This window comes from Microcoleus sp. B4-C1 (assembly GCF_036705285.1).
Taxonomy (GTDB): Bacteria; Cyanobacteriota; Cyanobacteriia; order Cyanobacteriales; family Microcoleaceae; genus Microcoleus.
On the sequence record NZ_JAUBUC010000025.1, the window covers coordinates 1 to 16,668 of the forward strand.

Sequence of the window (16,668 nt, forward strand, 5' to 3'; positions counted from 1 at the left end):
CGTCCCGCCCGTCCTTTTTGGACGGGCGGGACGCCCATCCCACTTTCAAGAGTGGAAGTTATTTAATTTTCATTCCTTATATCGGTTAGGTGTTCTTTGGCCGTACACCCTAAATATAGAGGTTCTGCATCCATGAGTGAATTGCGGGTGAGGCACTGCACTTACCGCGAATAATTAGGTTAACTTACTTTGCTGGAAAATTGCGGTAAGGTGGGCCGAAGAGCACCCTACCTTACCACAATCAATCTGGTAATCACGAGAATTGAAAACCGTGCCTGATGTCAAAAAGGTCGATCGACTTAATCAGGAAAACAAACCTCTGGAGCGCACAAACTGGGGAAATCCAAAGTTGTGACTTCCAGCGTATCCAACTCAACTCTCCGAATTACATGATTGTTAGTATCAGCAACAAACAAATGAGGCCCGATCGCACTCAACCCTGAAGGTTCAAAAAATCGAGCCTTGAGACCTTTAGCATCAACCAAACCTGCAGTACCATCTCCAATCATTGTTCTGCACGTACCGCCCCGGTGGTCGATCCGCTTAATTTTGTGATTGTAAGTATCAGCCACCCACAGGTAATTTTGAGCGTATTCAACACCCAAACAGTGCTGCAACCTTACCTCCTCAGCGCGACCATCTTTATCCCCAAAACCAAACAATTCACCGCTACCGCAGACTGTACGCACCTTGGGGTCTTCATCAATACCCACAGCGCGAATCGAACTAATTTCGCTGTCAGCAACAAACAACTCCGATCGATCGGTAGACAAGCCGCTGGGCTGAGAAAAAGCAGATTCTGCAAGACTTCCGTCAACACAGGATTCTCGGCCAATACCCGCGTAAGTGGCGATCGTGCCAGTATCTAACTGCATTTCCCAAATTTGATGGGAACCCGCCATTGCAATAAAAAGTCTGTTTCCAACTCTTTCTAAATCCCAAGGCGAATTCAATTGCGTTTCTAAACCCTTGCCACTGCGGGGTGAAATTTCGTGACTTTGTTCGCCGGTACCAGCAACAGTTTCTACCCGTTGAGTCGTAAAATCAATCTTTCTGACAGCATGATTTTCCGTATCAGCAACATATAGAATTTGACTTTCTGCATCAAAAGCCATACCTTGAGGTGCAAAAAACTCAGCTTCTTCAAAGTTCCCATCAGTTAAACCAGGTTTTCCGCTACCGATGACGTGCAGCACCTCACCTTCGAGGGTGCTGACAACAATCCTATTGTGGCCGGAATCGGCAATAAATAAGCAAGAACCCACCAAGTTTTGTATAACTGAATTAGCCGGCCCTGGCAATACAGTTGCATCTACAGATTCATTTTCCTGACTCATTTCGCCCAAAAGCGCGACCTGTTGGTGAAGGTGTTTTGCCTCCGTTGCAGCGATCGCAAATGCCAGCACTTTACCGGGAAAAGCCAGCGGTGTTGATACAGGTTTGCGCTGTTTTTCTAAGCTAAAACTGAGTTGTTTAAATTTGAGCGCATTTTTATCTTTGTATTCAGCAATTAACTTGCCAACTAACTCGTCAAGTGCTTCTCTATTGCCTTCACCGGAAACAAAGCCAACGACATAACTTTCAGGATCGATCACCATTAAAGTCGGCCAAGCCCGAACGGCATAGCTTTGCCAAACTTTCATGCCGCTGTCAACGATTACAGGATGTTCGATATCGTAGCGGAGGATAGCTTGGCGGATGTTTTCTACTTCTTTTTCGTTTTCAAATTTAGCCGAGTGAACGCCGATAACCGTGAGGGAATCTTTATATTTTTGTTCGAGGTATTTTAAGTCTGGCAGGACGTGCAAGCAATTGATGCAGCAGTACGTCCAGAAGTCGAGGAGGACGACGCGCCCTTTTAAGGATTCAATGGATAAAGGTTTTTCGGTATTCAGCCAGGGGTAGTTTCCGGGGAATTCTGGTGCTCTGACGCGAGGCATGGCATCTCCTGGGTAGGACGTGAATGATTTTTTTACTTCTTTAATTTAGCGGGAAGTTTGGCAGGATGGGGAAAAGGGGAGGTTAAACGAGGGCTTGTGGACACAGCGAAGATGGCTGTGGCACAAGAGGGGGGCGACGGAGGATGGTAAAACCGACACGGAGTCAAAACGGTTGTTGCTTTTATAAATTACATAACCAACGACAAATAGATGCAACTTGATTCTCCTCATTCAGATTTGCAGCATTAGTGAGAGTCCCGTTTTCCAGTTGATGCCAAATTTCACCCGCCATCCTTGTCGCCACCGCTGAACCCACAAAGAAAGTCAGAGGTGAATGTCCAACCCGGAAAAAAGCTTCGCGTATGCGATTTAGTGCCGCTTGTGCCGTTTTCCATGCTCATCTGCACCTGCAGGATCGATTCCGCCTTTAAGTTCGCCCAATGCAATAACATAAGGTGCCACCATAGATGGGTCAATTGCACTGGATTGACTGGCTACCAACTCCGTCGGGGCAAGATTAAATAAACATAAATCCACATTGCTCCTGACTAGCGGAACAGTTAGGTTATAAATCAATGTGCGATTACCCAGCTCGCTCTCCCAACTTATCCCACGTAAAGACAACTCAATTTCTGTGTCATCATTTGTCATGGCTATCCACTTTTTTGTCTTTGAGTGTTGCCAGTAATATCTCTTACCAGCAATGGTGAGAGTCGAGAGGATAGCACGAGTTAGTTTTCTTTGTGCTAATGCTCCGCCAACATTACGCATTGAGCCACCAAGCGTGTCACCACGAGTCAGTAGAAATCTAAAGACCAATTCCTCCACAAAATTTGTGCCTGCTGGCTCAAGAAAATTCCTGATTAGACCATTGATAGCTTCAATTTTATCATTTGGCATCAAATGAGCAAGAGACTTATCCGATAATCCTGCCGCAGTCAACAATCCCATTTCAATGCCCTTAACATTTAACAAATCAGCAGGACTCTCAGCTTGACCAGCAGCTTCTTGAAGTGCTCTTGCTTGGGCGACGTAAGGTGTAGCGCGTCGATTTTTTTCCAGGGCAAGTGCAACAAAACCCGCACGAGTGTCTTCATAGGTTGTGACAAGATCGTCACTGGATTGAAGGTGGTTACGATAAGCACACATAGGTATCCAGTTATTGTTTTTTCCATACATAAACGCACTTCCTCAAAGGAGCGCGTCCATAGTTTCCCATCTGTTGACTACTATTCCCCTTATCACCTGGTAAAACGAGAATATTTTCCGTAATAAAGCCGAGTTTTTCAGCGAAATCAGAAAGAATCAGGTCCACTGAAATACTTATACCTGCGTAGCGCACATTGTCATTAACCATAAACAAAAATGCCCCTGGTTTAAGGATACGAAAGCTTTCTTGTATTACGCAAGCCATTTCATAGAAATATCCTCTTACCATTCTTGGTATACCATTGTTGTTCAATATACCCTGTGACTTTTGGCTGTCCAAATATCTTAAGATAGCCTGCAAGAGAGTTTGCGAATTAGCAATACTTAAAGCTACTTCCCAAGCCGGATTGATAGCCAATAAATCTTTGGGGTGATTCTCAACCGTACAACTTAGCATTTCCTGACGCAGATTAATTAATTCCTTTTCAGAAATTCCTAGTAAAGCCAGCTCTAGTGCATAGGTGCGAGTATAGTCATATCGATTGCAGTAGGGTGGAGATGTGATGATTGCATCGTAGGTAGAGTCCGGCAAATCGGGCATTATCTTCAGACAAGAACCTTGATGCAAATTAATTTTGCCTTGTTGATGATTCTGAGTTTGAAAAAGCTCAAGTTGTTGTGTAGGAGGTTCTAAGTCGTTAACAAGTTCATTAAATTTTTGGGTAATAGCTTGACTGAACTCAAGAACCTCACCTTTATTGAAGGACTTCTTTGACGTGCCATGACCCGAACGGTAATCCCAACGAAGATACTGTCCATCTTTGCGTGTATAGCTTACGGATTCTAAAACACACAGTAAAGTCAAGACTAAAACTGATTGAATCTTGGTATTTTCTTGATAACAAGCTCCAAGATATTGCTCAATTTCTATTTTAGTTTCTTCGGAGTAAGCCCCTTTAGTAATTCTCAATTCTGGCAGAGTGACAGGGTTTTCAAATTTTTTCCATATTTGCAAATTAAACCATGTCTTTAGCCGCTGAAAATCATCAATAGTGAAGGCAGTGTCTAAAATAATTTTGGTATTAATTATATGTTGACCAATAGGTAATAATTCAATGCCCTCACCATCTATTCCCAAGTCGCTAGCAGCAAATAAAGCAGTTCCACTACCTGTAAAAGGATCTAAAATCTTGCCTTGAATGACTTGATATTGTTGGAATAAGAACTCTACCAGAGAAGCGGAGAAAGCTTCCTTATACTTGTACCACCTATAAATGGGTCTAGTTTTGTTAGCCTGAAAACTAACCAAAAGTCGGGTAAGCGAGGGCTGGACTACAAACTTGTCTTGAAAGCGATCGTGTAATTGCCTGTCAAGGTTATCAATCTCTTCCAGAAAGTCATTTTCCACTTCAGGGGCTATGTTGGAGATGCTTGATATATTTACCATGACTACAAATTATTAAATAACTAACTGTCGATCGTAGTATACCAGTATCTCCAATCAAAGAACGGGTAGATGTCGCTACCCTTGTAAATTCTCTCTGACGAACCAGAGAATTAACCGCTTCAGAAATTATCCCCTCTGGCTGAACCCCAATTTTCTCCTTGGTTTTCCCGGCTGTTATTTTCCATAATCACCAATACACCGTTAATTTTATTCTGCTCGATCGCACTTACGATCGAGTTAACCCACAGCTTGATATTCGGCGGTTCCCCTTGCAAAGGCAATCTTGACGCGATCGGAGTAATATTGTTCTCATTTGAGTGGTAGACGGATTGTAAATGTACTGCCTTTTCCTAACTCACTCTGGACTTGAATGCTGCCTTGATGAGCCACTGCGATCGCACTTGCAATCGATAGCCCTAATCCAGCACCACCCGTGGCTCTAGAACGATCGCTCTGCACTCGGTAGAAACGATCAAAAATTCGCGTTTGTTCGGCTGGGTTGATACCAACACCTGTATCTTGAACTTGAATTATGGCTTCCTTGTCGGTGCAATCGAGGATGGCAAGGATTAGCCCTCCTGGGGGAGTGTAGTTAATCGCATTGGTAATTAAGTTTGTCACCATCCCGTAAAGTTGGGCTTCATCCCCAAGAATTACAACGGCTCGCGAAGCACGAATTTCTAACTTCAATTCCACCTCACCCACCATTGCTAAACCTGCAAGTTCTTCTACTAAATCGCCAATCAGATAGTTGAAACAGCAATGCTGCAATTGAGTCGGAATCTGTTGTTGCTCAAGTCTACAAATAAACAATAAATCTTTCACTAACCTAGAAAGGCGGATGTTTTGTCGTTCGATAATATCGAGGTTTTGACTAACCTCCGGTAAATCTTCAGCCAGACGAGTATCCTCAACAGTAGCCTGAATGACAGCCAGAGGCGTTCGCAATTCATGAGCGGCATCGGAGGTGAATTGTTGCATCTGGAGATAGGACTGATAAATTGGTCGCATCGCTAATCCAGATAGCCACCAACTAGCTCCTCCCACTAGCAGCATGACCAAGGGTAAGCCTAAAAAGAGCAACAATCGCAAAGTGCTCAGATAAGCATCCCATTCTTTGAGCGATCGCCCAATTTGCATATAACCCCAAGGCAAACCGCTGTTTGTTCTTAGTAATAAAGAAATTTGATAAAAGCGATCGCCATTAGAAAGATGCAGAATTTGCCAAAACTCTTTTGGTGCAAAGTTTTCTAATACATCCGGCTGCTCTCCAACCTTTGCTAATATTTCCCCAGATTGGTCTAAAAAGCGGAGATAATATCCCTCCTGCTGAAACACCCTAGCAGTATGTCGCGCCCCGTTATTGCCTGAAGAGTAACAGTTTTCATTCCACAGACATAAACCGGGCAAAATAGTTTTCAAGCTGGATGAAAGCTGTCCCGGTTGTTGTAATTGTGGTTCGATAGTGTCATGCAGCGTTCCGGCTAAGGACTGTAGTTTTTGCTGGAGAATGTATCGCTGCGTGTGAAACACAACCTGATAGACTGCAACACCGCATATACCTAACAACAACCCAATGACGATCGCGTACCAACCTGCAAGTTGCCAGCGGGTGCGGTTAAATAGTTTGTTGGAGTGCATATTACTTGTTCAAGCGATACCCGAATCCATGAACCGTTTCAATCATTCCGTCACAGCCATAATCTGCCAGCTTGCGGCGCAACAGACGAATTCTAGCAGCAACTACATTGCTCATCGGGTCAGTATCCACATCCCACAGCCGAGTCAAAAGTCGATCGCGCGTGAGGATTTGGTTCGGATGCTGCATGAAATATTCCAGTAACCGAAACTCATTAGCCGTCAGAGGAATCACCCTTAGCTGTCCTTCGTCATCCGTAGTGCAGATGATGGATTTAGTATAGTCAAGCAGCAATCGCCCCGCCTCAAGTTGGGCAGGATTGAAATATGGCGACTGTTCTGGCGACAAACTCCGTCCCCGTCGCTGAAGAGCTCGCAACCGAGCTAACAACTCCGCTTTCACAAACGGTTTCATCAAATAGTCATCAGCCCCAGCATCCAGCCCAGCTACCATATCCTCCGTGCGATCTTTTGCCGTCAACATCAAAACGGGTAAAGGATTATTCTGCTGGCGCAAGCGTTGGCATAGTTCGACGCCAGAGATTTCCGGCAGCAACCAGTCAAAAATGGCAACCGTGTACTCGATCCATTGGTCTTCCAGATAGTTCCAAGCAGTTGTGCCATCTTGCACCCAATCCACCAGGTACTTTTCTCGGCTCAAGGTGCGTTGCACGATCGCACCCAAATCGGGTTCGTCTTCCGCCAGCAGAATTCTCATTTGATCGTTACCTCATCCCCTGTCGTTGGTGTCTGCTCAATGCCATAGTTTCTCAGATCGGGCACTTTCATCACCCGTTTAGGCATCAGATACTTCCCAAATCGAGCATACAATGCAGGTAGAACCAGTAGGGTGAGAGCAGTTGAGGTAAAGAGTCCGCCTAGGACAACGATCGCCAAAGGCTGCAACAATTCCTTACCAGCCCCACCGCTTAAGACCAGAGGAACCATCCCCAATGCCGAGGTGAGTGCAGTCATTAGAATCGCCAGCAACCGTTCCATCGAGCCTTCCAAAATGACCTTGGGAAGCGGCATTCCTTGCGCCATTTTGGTGTTGTAGTTGTCTACGAGCAGCAATCCATTGCGCGTCGCTACGCCAAACAGCGTCACAAAGCCCACCATTGACGGAACTGAGATAACGCCGCCCGTCAGCAGGACTGAGATAACACCCCCTACCAGTGCCAATGGTAAGTTGATCATCACCATCAGCATGGCAGGAACGGATTTCACCGTGAAGTACATCAATACCGCGATCGCTAGCACTGCTAATATTCCGAAAATTAGGAAGTTTTGAGCAGCGCGTTGTTCCGACTCATACTGTCCGCCGTACTGAATATAGTAGCCTTGGGGCAGTTGCACTGATTGCTTAACCTTGGAGCGAATGTCATCGACGACCGAAGCAACATCGCGTCCCTGTACGTTGGCTGACACTACAATTAAACGCGAGACGTTTTCCCGGTTAATCGTATTGGGCCCATTGCCAAACTCAACCTTTGCCACTTGCGAAAGCGGGATAATTTGACCTGTTGGGGCATTAATTTGGAGGTTGCGAATCGTGTTGAGATTGCGACGGGCTGATTCGTTGACCCAAACCAACACATCTACCAACTGTTGACCATCCGGCACCTGACCAACCACGCGACCATTCAGGGCTGTTTCGGTGAAATCGGACAATTGGGCGATCGTCAATCCGTAGCGGGCGGCTGCATCCCGATTAAATTGAATTTGTACTTGACGGATCGGTATTTGGGGCTCAAGCTGAAGGTCTACCAATCCCTTCACGTCTTTCATTGCGGCTTCGATTTGTTCTCCAATGCGGCGTAGTTCTTGCAGGTCATTGCCGAATACTTTAATGGCGATCGCACTCCTGACCCCCGACAACACTTCATCCATCCTGTGACTGATAAATCCACCCACATTGGTGGCAACTCCCGGAAACTGACCCAATGCCTCCCGCAAGGCTTCAATCGAGGCAGGACGGTTTTGCATCGCAGCTTCACTCAGTTCCACGTCCAAGTGTGCCAAGTTCACCGATGCCGCATCCGGGTCGCCCGGAGCACGCCCCGATCGCAGTTGTACTGATTCAAACCGGGGGTCATCCTTAAGGGCGGTTTGAATCGCTAAGCCAACGCGATTGGTTGCTTCGAGTGAGGAACCCGGATAAAGGGCGATCGCATTCATGAGCGATCGTTCCTGGAACGTTGGCAGAAAATCCCGTCCTAACGTCGGCACAATCAACATTGCCGCCACCATTGAGGCTGTGGCCAATCCTAAAATTAAGGTAGAGCGACGCATCGCCATTCGCAGCAACGGATCGTAAAGTTGTTTAGACCACCGGGCTAGGAAGGGTTCTGTCGTCTGCATCCGGCTGTGGGGCAGCAGAATGGCACACAATGCAGGGGAGATTACTAGCGATTCCAGGCTGGAGATGACAACCACCACTAGGTAGGCAATGCCCATGGGGGTGAAGATCCGCCCCTCTACCCCAGAGAGGGTGAAAATCGGTGAAAAGACAATAATCCCAATTAACGTCGCTCCAATCAGCGACTCGCGCACCTCCTGAGAACCCTCAAAAATAATCTCTAGTGGTGGCTTGGGATTGGGCGAGAGGCGATTTTCCCGTAAGCGGCGATCGGTATTTTCGCAGTAGACGATCGCATCATCCACTGCTGTCCCGATCGCCACTACCAATCCGCCGAGAGTCATGGTGTTGAGTTCCAGCCCGATCCAAGAACACACTAACAGCGAGAACAGTAGCGTGAGAAAGAAATCCAGCAAACAGACGGTGAGGGTGCGCCAGTTCATCAGAAAGGGAATCAGAATGGCTGCGACAACCAAACTGCCTTCGATCAACGCCGATCGCACATTACCAACTGAGGCATCAATGTAGGCATCTTGCCGGAAAGTGACATTCGCCTTCACATCTTGGGGTAAACCCGGTTTAATTTCCTCCATCGCCTCGATGATGGCTTGCGTGACGGTGGGACTATCTACCAACGGTTGCTTGTTCACCATCACCACCACAGCGCGTTGACGATTCCAACTGGCATCGCCTCGCTGGAGTGCAGCCCCAATCTTCACCTCTGCCACATCCCGCAGTAGAATCGCTTTTCCTTCCTGCACCTTGACGACCGCTTTTTGCAAATCTTCGATCGTCTGGATTTGTCCCTGTCCCTGAATCACTAATTCGCGATCGGGGTCAATCAACAATCCACCGGCGGTTTTGGCATTTGCCTCGTTTGCCGCCTTGACGACTTCCTGAAGGGAAACCTTCAACGCTTGGAGTTTTTCAGGATTCGCAATCACCTGAAACTGCTGCAAATCTCCGCCGTAAACCAGCACTTGCGATACGCCTGGAACTGCCAACAATCGATTGTTGACTTTGCCATCCACCAAACGTCGCACTTCCATGATCGATGTAGTGTCAGACGTGAACGCATATTGAATCACCGTTCCGATGGGGGGAGCTAGGGGCGATATCTGCGGTGTACCAATTCCTTCGGGTAATCGGTCTTGCGCGTCCTGTAATCGCTCTGCCACGAGTTGACGAGCTTGATAGGGGTCAGTTCCCCACTTAAACACCACCCGCAATACAGAAATTCCTACGGCTGAGGAGGTACGGACGACTTCAACTCCAGGTGTCCCGTTGACCGCACTTTCTAGCGGTAAAGTCACCAGCGATTCCACCGCTTCCGGGGCCAGACCGGGTGCTTCTGTCTGTACTTCTACTTGAGGGGGCGCAAAGTTGGGCAAGACATCGAGGGGCATTCGACTTACAGTATGTGTACTCCAGATGGTTAGGGCGATCGCCCCGAACACCACTAACCATCGTTGAGCAATAGACCATTTGGGGATGACGTTTAACATAAAAATGAAATTTGGATAGCATTAGGCAAGCTTTTAGGAGACGGAGTAAAGAGTTTTACTCCGTCGCGATCGACTGTTACCAAAAATCTTGGTTTTTGAATGTCTACTGGCCCTTGCCTTTTAACCCAAAGACGGCGAATCCACCCACCAGTAAAACTCCTGCGCCTGCTACCCACATCAAAGGTGACGATCCTTGAGCAGGCTGCGCTTCTGCTTGCGATGTAGTAGGCGATGCTGGGGTTTCTGCTTGCGATGTAGCGGGTGATGCCTGCGTTTCGACTGGCGATGTAGCGGGTGATGCCTGGGTTTGGGCCTGCGGTTTACCTCGCAATGCCTCCGAGTACAAAAACGTTGCCCCCTGCATCACAATCTGATTTCCCGGAACTAAATTGCCTTCTTTAATTTCCACCACATCTCCAGAGTCGCTACCAATCTGAACTGAGATTGGTTTGTAGGTTGTTCCTTCCTGGATGTAGACGAGCTTTTGCCCATTGGCATCAACTAAGCTGGTGCTGGGAACTTTGACAATACCTCCATCGGTTGTAGGGGCGATCGCCTCTGTCTTAATTCCCAATGCGGTTGCTTTACTGGCATCGACCTCGATCGGCTGCATAATCTTCGCCGCATCCCCACCTGCAAACTCGTTGTCATGCCCAACGTGCGACAGCACCGGGGCCGAAGCCGTGCACAACACTAATCCCAAAACAAAACTAGATCCGTAACGGACGATCGATAATGAACTTGAATTTAAAGATTTCGATAGCATAAAAATTTCCTCCTCACATTTAGCAAACGGGTGTGATGAAAACAGCCACTCCTCTCAAGAGCAATCTATGCGTTACTTCAGAGTTGTGAACCTTCTCCCGCTAGGATGTCAGGGGGAAATAAAAATTTGATGAAAATTTGAGGCGAAGTCTAAAATTAGAGACCTCTATACAATTGCTCACTAACATGAGGTGAAAAGAGGGCATAGGAAGCGCCCACACCTCACTTCTTTGAGAAATGCTCTATTCCCAAAAGATTACAGCCAGATTATTCCGAAATAAATCTAACAGCAACCGCCGCCGTTATAATGCCAAGTCGAATCCGTAATTAACACCTTATCGGGCATTAATCCCCCCAACTTCCCAGCAGTTTTATCGCACACCGCCGCCGGAACTCCCCGCTGCAAAACGTGACCAGCCCCGTCATCAAACAGCTCTTCAGACCCCGTATAAATCGCCGTCTTGCCAGTAAAAATGCAAGCTCCGTCATCGGGTACATCCACTTTGAAAGACACCGAATCTAGGCTTTCTAACAGCAAATCCGCATCCAATTGATAATTGTGTTTGTCCAGCAATCGGTAAGGACGGCGCGCCCGCACTTCGACTTGCCCAAAACCCACGTCTACAAGGTGTTGAACGTATTCTGCGTATGTCAAAGCGCCGGACAAACACAAGGCCCGCAAGCGTTGGTCTTCCTTCAAATGCTGGGGAATGGGGCGAGTTGCGATCGGATCGCTCATCAACAATCTGCCACCCGGTTTTAACACCCGATAAGTCTCTTTTAATGCTTTAGCTAAATCCGCCGGTTCAAAGATATTAAACAAGCAGTTTTGGGCGACAACATCTACAGAAGCATCCGGCACCGGCAACGCAAAAGCATCGCCTTCTATAATTTCCACAAAACTCGGATCAAACCAATCATTTTCGTGGGCGGCAATTTGTAAGTTTCGTGCAGCCGCATCTCGCATTGCTGGAACCGGATCGACGGCAATAACTGCTCCTTTGTGTCTAGAAAAATATGCAAATTGTAGTGCTTCCAAGCCGCCGCCGACGCCTACATAAAGCACGAAGGGATTGCCGACGAGTTCGGCGGCGTGAACGGTTGTGCCACAGCCGTAATTCATTTCTTGCATTTGTTCGGGAATTTTTAATCCTGGCAATTGCAAGGGGCTGCTTTGGACGCAGCAAAGTCCGATTTGGGGTGTTTCGGCAACATCGCTGTAGAATTTGGCTGCTGTTTCGAGGTAGGTCATTTTTTAGTGTCCTAATTTTTGATTTTTGACCGCAGATGGATCACGGGCGGGACGCCATGCCACGAAGCCCAGAAAGATTTTGTTAGGTGGCAAATTCGACTTTTTGTTCGGATTTGGGCGGATTTTCTGGTTCGGAAGCAGTTGTTTTGGGATCTGCTAATTGGGTAGTTGGCTGGCTAGGAGTTTCAGCGGCAACTGGTGGCGTTGGCGGTACAAGATTGGGAGATTGTTCTGGTATCGCGGGAGCGACTACTTTTGGTACTGGAGCTTTTCCTGTTATTTCTGGCAGGGTTGGTGGCTCTGAAAAATTAGCAGGTTGCGGTTCTTCACGCAAGAAGTTGCGGAACCGATTGTAGTATCCTTTATATTCCTGTTTTTTTGTTTGGGGAGATGCTGTTGGGGTCGGTTCTATTACTTGAACTGGTGCAACAACTTTCGGGATTTCTAACTGTGGAGTTGCTGCCGGTGTCGGTTCTATTATTTGAACTGGTTCTACAATTTTCGGCGCTTCGAGTTGGGGGGTTGCTGTCGGTGTCGGTTCTATTACTTGAATGGGAGCAACTTCGGGAGCGAGTGTTGGCTCTAAGCTCGGTTGGGTAACAGGGGTTTCTGGAACCGCTGGTGAGGGTTGGACAACTGGTGTTTTTTCTAATGCAGGTGTCGGTGTCGGTTCGGGGGTTGGGGTTGGTGTGGGAGCGGGGGCTTGGTAGGTACGATCGACTATACCGCGAGTTTCTGCTGCTGTTAGTTCGCCCCGCACTAATTTTGAAAGAGGCTCTTGGCCGAGCGGTTGGAAATTTATCAGTCTGACTGTATTATTAAAGGCGTTTTTGACGATATTTCCCCGTTCGTCAATTAATTCTAGCTGTACCCAGTTTTTCCCTGATTTGAATCCTTTAAGATATATAGGTTGCCACTGGTCGATCGCAAAGCTTTGGCCGTTGACTGTGGCTCGAATTTTCCAATCGAGTATTTCATCTTGGGAATTTTCTTGCGCCACTTCGTGCAGGGGGGCATTTGTCAAGTAAAAGTCGAGCAGGATGGGCTCGGCCCCGTAGCTGCCCTGCGGGCTGTTGTACGTTAATAGGGGCAATGTTCGATCGGGATTATTATTGTCTGTTTTGGTAAAAACGTGAAAGGTGGTTTGAGCTGCGGCACCTTCGTTTTTAAAGCTTTCTTCCCAAGGGCGAGCGGCAAACACTTGCAGGGTATGGGTTCCGGGTTCTAAATTCGACAGCGTTAAAGGTTGGTTGATGTCGTAAACTGCTGCATAAGGTTGGTTGTCTAATAAAACTTGCAGATGGGGGCCCAAACCCAAGTTTGCATCTTTGAAAATGGGCAAGTCCTTCACTTGGAACTCAACAGATACATTTATATCCTGAAGCACTTCGTCAGGTTTTGGATTCAAAATACTAATTTGAGGCTGGTAGATTTCTAGAGCCTGACGCAGTTGTTGAATGGCTTCTGGGGGAGAAACCTCTGAGATTCTGTTTACTGGGGCGGTAGCTGAGCCGCTCTTGTTCCCTGGTTTGGGCAATTCGGGATTGCCCGCGCCACAACTTGCTAAACCCAACATTAATATTGCTGCTGCCAACAATGCCAGCAGCCTGCCCGCAACCGTTCTGTGCCAATTGATCCCAATCACGCAACCATACTCCTAGAAGCCTTCTCATAGGGAACTATAGCCCAAAAATGAATTTAGTATTGGGGAATTGCCGGCTTTGGAATTCCAAAGCCGCGTAGGAACCCGGATTGAGGCAGCAGCGGGCAACCCATCCTCTCCTACTCTTAATTGCTGCAGCCTTTTTCCCAAACATATATCTACAAATGAGTATTCCTAAATTACCTTATCTTTGAGTTTTGTAAAGTTAATGGCAGTACCCCTTGACTTTTTAGAGCGACTGTGGGATTTAAAGGCGTTATTACATCAAGAATATAGGCTTTTTTAAGTATTGTTAACAAGCGATTAATACTCCTCTAGCAAGCTTATAATTCATAAAACTCCCTCAAAAGGAGCAGCAGTATCAAGTCTGAATCAAGGACGCGATCGGCGGCTCCAGATAGCGAGAAGAGTTGGCAGTACCCAGGCACATTGTTAGCGACACTGGGAAACTGGCTTCTTCAGAGAAGCAAAATGCTTGGGGAGACGATGCACCTGCGTCTAGCTCTGCAAAGAGTCAAGTGCAGTGAAGTGTCGGCTTTTTCGAGAATCCCCCGCCTAATCAAGCGTGGGGAGTGTCCGGTACAGTGTTCAGTTCTCGTTCCTTGTCTTACCGAGAGGAGAGTCTTCATGACCATTAGTCCTCCAGAGCGAGAGGTAAAAGCTAGGGTAGTAGTCGATAAAAATCCGGTTCCAACTTCTTTCGAGAAGTGGTCAAAACCCGGTCATTTTGATCGCACTCTAGCTAAGGGGCCAAAAACCACCACTTGGATTTGGAACCTCCACGCTAACGCTCACGACTTTGACAGTCATACAAGTGACTTAGAAGACGTTTCGCGCAAAATCTTTAGCGCTCACTTCGGCCACTTGGCAGTAATCTTCGTATGGTTGAGCGGCGCATATTTCCACGGCGCTAAATTTTCCAATTACGAAGCTTGGCTGACAAATCCTACAGCCATCAAGCCCAGCGCTCAAGTGGTCTGGCCGATTTTTGGTCAAGAAATTTTAAATGCAGATGTAGGCGGCGGCTTTCACGGGATTCAGATCACCTCTGGTCTATTCCAACTGTGGCGCGCCAACGGCATCACTAACTCATACCAGCTATATTGCACTGCGATCGGCGCCCTGGTAATGGCAGCTTTGATGCTGTTTGCCGGTTGGTTCCACTATCACGTCCGCGCTCCGAAACTGGAATGGTTCCAGAACGTGGAATCGATGATGAACCACCACTTGGCAGTTTTGTTAGGCTGCGGGTGCTTGGGCTTCGCAGGACAACAAATTCACGTGGCTCTGCCGATCAATGCTTGCATGGACGCGATCGATGCAGGTGCACCGCTGACAGTCGGCGGTAAGCTGATCAAAACAGTTGCCGACATCCCCCTGCCGCACGAGTGGATTTTGACACCGGGCTTGATGGCTGACATCTACCCGAGTTTCGCTAAAGGTTTAACCCCCTTCTTCACCCTCAACTGGGGCGCATATACAGACTTCCTGACCTTCAAAGGCGGTCTGAACCCCACCACAGGCGGTTTGTGGCTGACTGATACAGCACACCACCACTTAGCTTTGGCAGTGCTATTCATCGTCGCTGGTCATATGTACCGGACGAACTGGGGCATCGGCCACAGCATGAAAGAAATCCTAGAGAACCACAAAGGCCCCTTCACTGGTGAAGGTCACAAAGGTCTCTACGAAATCCTGACTAATTCTTGGCACGCGCAACTGTCGATTAACTTGGCACTGATGGGCTCTTTGAGCATCATCGTCGCCCAACATATGTACGCGATGCCTCCGTATCCGTACATCGCGACCGACTACCCGACTCAGCTATCCCTGTTCACCCACCACATGTGGATTGGCGGATTCCTGATTGTTGGAGCAGCCGCTCACGGAGCAATCTTCATGGTTCGGGATTACGATCCCGCTGGAAATGTCAACAACTTGTTGGATCGCGTGATCCGTCATAGAGATGCGATTATTTCCCACCTGAACTGGGTTTGTATATTCTTGGGCTTCCACAGCTTCGGTTTGTACGTTCACAACGACACAATGCGGGCTTTCGGTCGTCCTCAAGATTTGTTCTCGGATACCGGGATTCAGTTGCGTCCGATATTTGCCCAGTGGGTGCAAAACATCCACGCTTTGGCTCCGGGCACAACAGCGCCTAATGCTACGGAAATCGTTAGCCATGCTTTTGGCGGCGGTGCAGTAGTAGTCGCCGGCAAAGTAGCGATGATGCCGATCGAGTTGGGTACGGCGGATTTCATGATCCACCACATCCACGCTTTCACCATTCACGTTACAGTCCTGATTCTTTTGAAAGGCGTGTTGTTTGCACGCAGTTCTCGCTTGGTTCCTGACAAAGGCAACTTGGGCTTCCGGTTCCCTTGCGACGGCCCCGGCCGTGGCGGCACCTGCCAAGTTTCTGGTTGGGATCACGTGTTCCTAGGCTTGTTCTGGATGTACAACTGCATCTCGATCGTGATTTTCCACTTTAGCTGGAAAATGCAGTCGGACGTGTGGGGAACAGTATCGCCAGACGGCACAATTTCTCACATTACTGGTGGCAACTTCGCACAAAGTGCGATCACGATTAACGGCTGGCTGCGGGACTTCCTTTGGGCGCAAGCTTCTCAGGTGATTCAGTCCTACGGTTCGGCACTGTCGGCCTACGGTCTGATGTTCCTAGCTGGACACTTCGTCTTCGCCTTCAGCTTGATGTTCCTGTTCAGCGGCCGCGGCTACTGGCAAGAACTGATTGAGTCGATTGTTTGGGCTCACAACAAGCTCAAGGTAGCTCCGTCGATTCAGCCTCGCGCTCTGAGCATTATTCAGGGTCGGGCTGTGGGTGTAGCTCACTACCTCCTAGGAGGAATTGTCACTACGTGGGCATTTTTCCTAGCGCGAATCATTTCGGTAGGGTAAACTACCCCTAGGTTTTGGATTCTCGATT

At 47.9% G+C, this 16,668-nt stretch carries 10 protein-coding genes and 1 pseudogene; 1 reads left to right on the plus strand and 10 read right to left on the minus strand.

Annotated features, from left to right (window positions below; genetic code table 11):
• Positions 1-299: 299 nt before the first annotated feature.
• The 10 genes and pseudogenes from QUB26_RS12455 to QUB26_RS12505 all read right to left on the minus strand — a co-directional run bounded on the left by QUB26_RS12455 (position 300) and on the right by QUB26_RS12505 (position 13,700).
• On the minus strand, positions 300-1,940 hold the full coding sequence (locus QUB26_RS12455) for a thioredoxin-like domain-containing protein (protein ID WP_333238859.1): 1,641 nt from the start codon (positions 1,938-1,940) through the stop codon (positions 300-302).
• A gap of 181 nt (positions 1,941-2,121) precedes the next feature.
• A pseudogene (locus tag QUB26_RS12465) lies at positions 2,122-3,119 on the minus strand (type II restriction endonuclease).
• Positions 3,100-4,536 (minus strand): site-specific DNA-methyltransferase, encoded by a 1,437-nt coding sequence (locus tag QUB26_RS12470; protein WP_333238857.1) that lies wholly within the window; start codon positions 4,534-4,536, stop codon positions 3,100-3,102. The pseudogene QUB26_RS12465 and the gene QUB26_RS12470 overlap by 20 nt, the downstream one beginning before the upstream one ends.
• A gap of 119 nt (positions 4,537-4,655) precedes the next feature.
• A complete protein-coding gene (locus QUB26_RS12475; RefSeq protein WP_333238855.1) occupies positions 4,656-4,817 on the minus strand; it encodes a hypothetical protein in 162 nt (53 codons plus the stop codon).
• Positions 4,818-4,845: 28 nt separating this feature from the next.
• A complete protein-coding gene (gene rppB, locus QUB26_RS12480; RefSeq protein WP_333238853.1) occupies positions 4,846-6,177 on the minus strand; it encodes a two-component system sensor histidine kinase RppB in 1,332 nt (443 codons plus the stop codon).
• Position 6,178: 1 nt separating this feature from the next.
• The gene (rppA, locus tag QUB26_RS12485) at positions 6,179-6,892 is read right to left on the minus strand and encodes a two-component system response regulator RppA (protein WP_333238850.1); all 714 of its coding nucleotides are present in this window, start codon (positions 6,890-6,892) and stop codon (positions 6,179-6,181) included.
• The gene (locus QUB26_RS12490; protein WP_333318222.1) at positions 6,889-10,038 is read right to left on the minus strand and encodes an efflux RND transporter permease subunit; all 3,150 of its coding nucleotides are present in this window, start codon (positions 10,036-10,038) and stop codon (positions 6,889-6,891) included. Before QUB26_RS12490 ends, rppA begins: the two co-directional genes overlap by 4 nt.
• Positions 10,039-10,141: 103 nt before the next feature.
• A complete protein-coding gene (locus tag QUB26_RS12495) occupies positions 10,142-10,804 on the minus strand; it encodes a hypothetical protein (RefSeq protein WP_333318224.1) in 663 nt (220 codons plus the stop codon).
• Between the two features lie 282 nt (positions 10,805-11,086).
• On the minus strand, positions 11,087-12,055 hold the full coding sequence (gene arsM, locus QUB26_RS12500; protein ID WP_333318227.1) for an arsenosugar biosynthesis arsenite methyltransferase ArsM: 969 nt from the start codon (positions 12,053-12,055) through the stop codon (positions 11,087-11,089).
• Between the two features lie 82 nt (positions 12,056-12,137).
• Positions 12,138-13,700 carry a hypothetical protein gene (locus QUB26_RS12505; RefSeq protein ID WP_333318229.1) on the minus strand — a complete coding sequence of 521 codons (1,563 nt, stop codon included), beginning with the start codon at positions 13,698-13,700 and terminating at the stop codon, positions 12,138-12,140.
• A 645-nt stretch (positions 13,701-14,345) separates the two neighbouring features.
• Between QUB26_RS12505 and psaA the strand changes: the two genes are divergently transcribed.
• Complete coding sequence (psaA, locus tag QUB26_RS12510; protein ID WP_333057330.1) at positions 14,346-16,640, plus strand: photosystem I core protein PsaA; 2,295 nt, start codon at positions 14,346-14,348, stop codon at positions 16,638-16,640.
• Positions 16,641-16,668: the final 28 nt, after the last annotated feature.

What these genes read in the sequence shown, in the direction of transcription:
- QUB26_RS12470 (WP_333238857.1), bottom strand. Translation starts at nt 4,536, where the DNA reads ATGGTAAATATATCAAGCATCTCCAACATAGCCCCTGAAGTGGAAAAT.
- rppA (WP_333238850.1), bottom strand. Translation starts at nt 6,892, where the DNA reads ATGAGAATTCTGCTGGCGGAAGACGAACCCGATTTGGGTGCGATCGTG.
- QUB26_RS12490 (WP_333318222.1), bottom strand. Translation starts at nt 10,038, where the DNA reads ATGTTAAACGTCATCCCCAAATGGTCTATTGCTCAACGATGGTTAGTG.
- psaA (WP_333057330.1), top strand. Translation starts at nt 14,346, where the DNA reads ATGACCATTAGTCCTCCAGAGCGAGAGGTAAAAGCTAGGGTAGTAGTC.
- rppB (WP_333238853.1), bottom strand. Translation starts at nt 6,177, where the DNA reads ATGCACTCCAACAAACTATTTAACCGCACCCGCTGGCAACTTGCAGGT.
- arsM (WP_333318227.1), bottom strand. Translation starts at nt 12,055, where the DNA reads ATGACCTACCTCGAAACAGCAGCCAAATTCTACAGCGATGTTGCCGAA.
- QUB26_RS12495 (WP_333318224.1), bottom strand. Translation starts at nt 10,804, where the DNA reads ATGCTATCGAAATCTTTAAATTCAAGTTCATTATCGATCGTCCGTTAC.
- QUB26_RS12455 (WP_333238859.1), bottom strand. Translation starts at nt 1,940, where the DNA reads ATGCCTCGCGTCAGAGCACCAGAATTCCCCGGAAACTACCCCTGGCTG.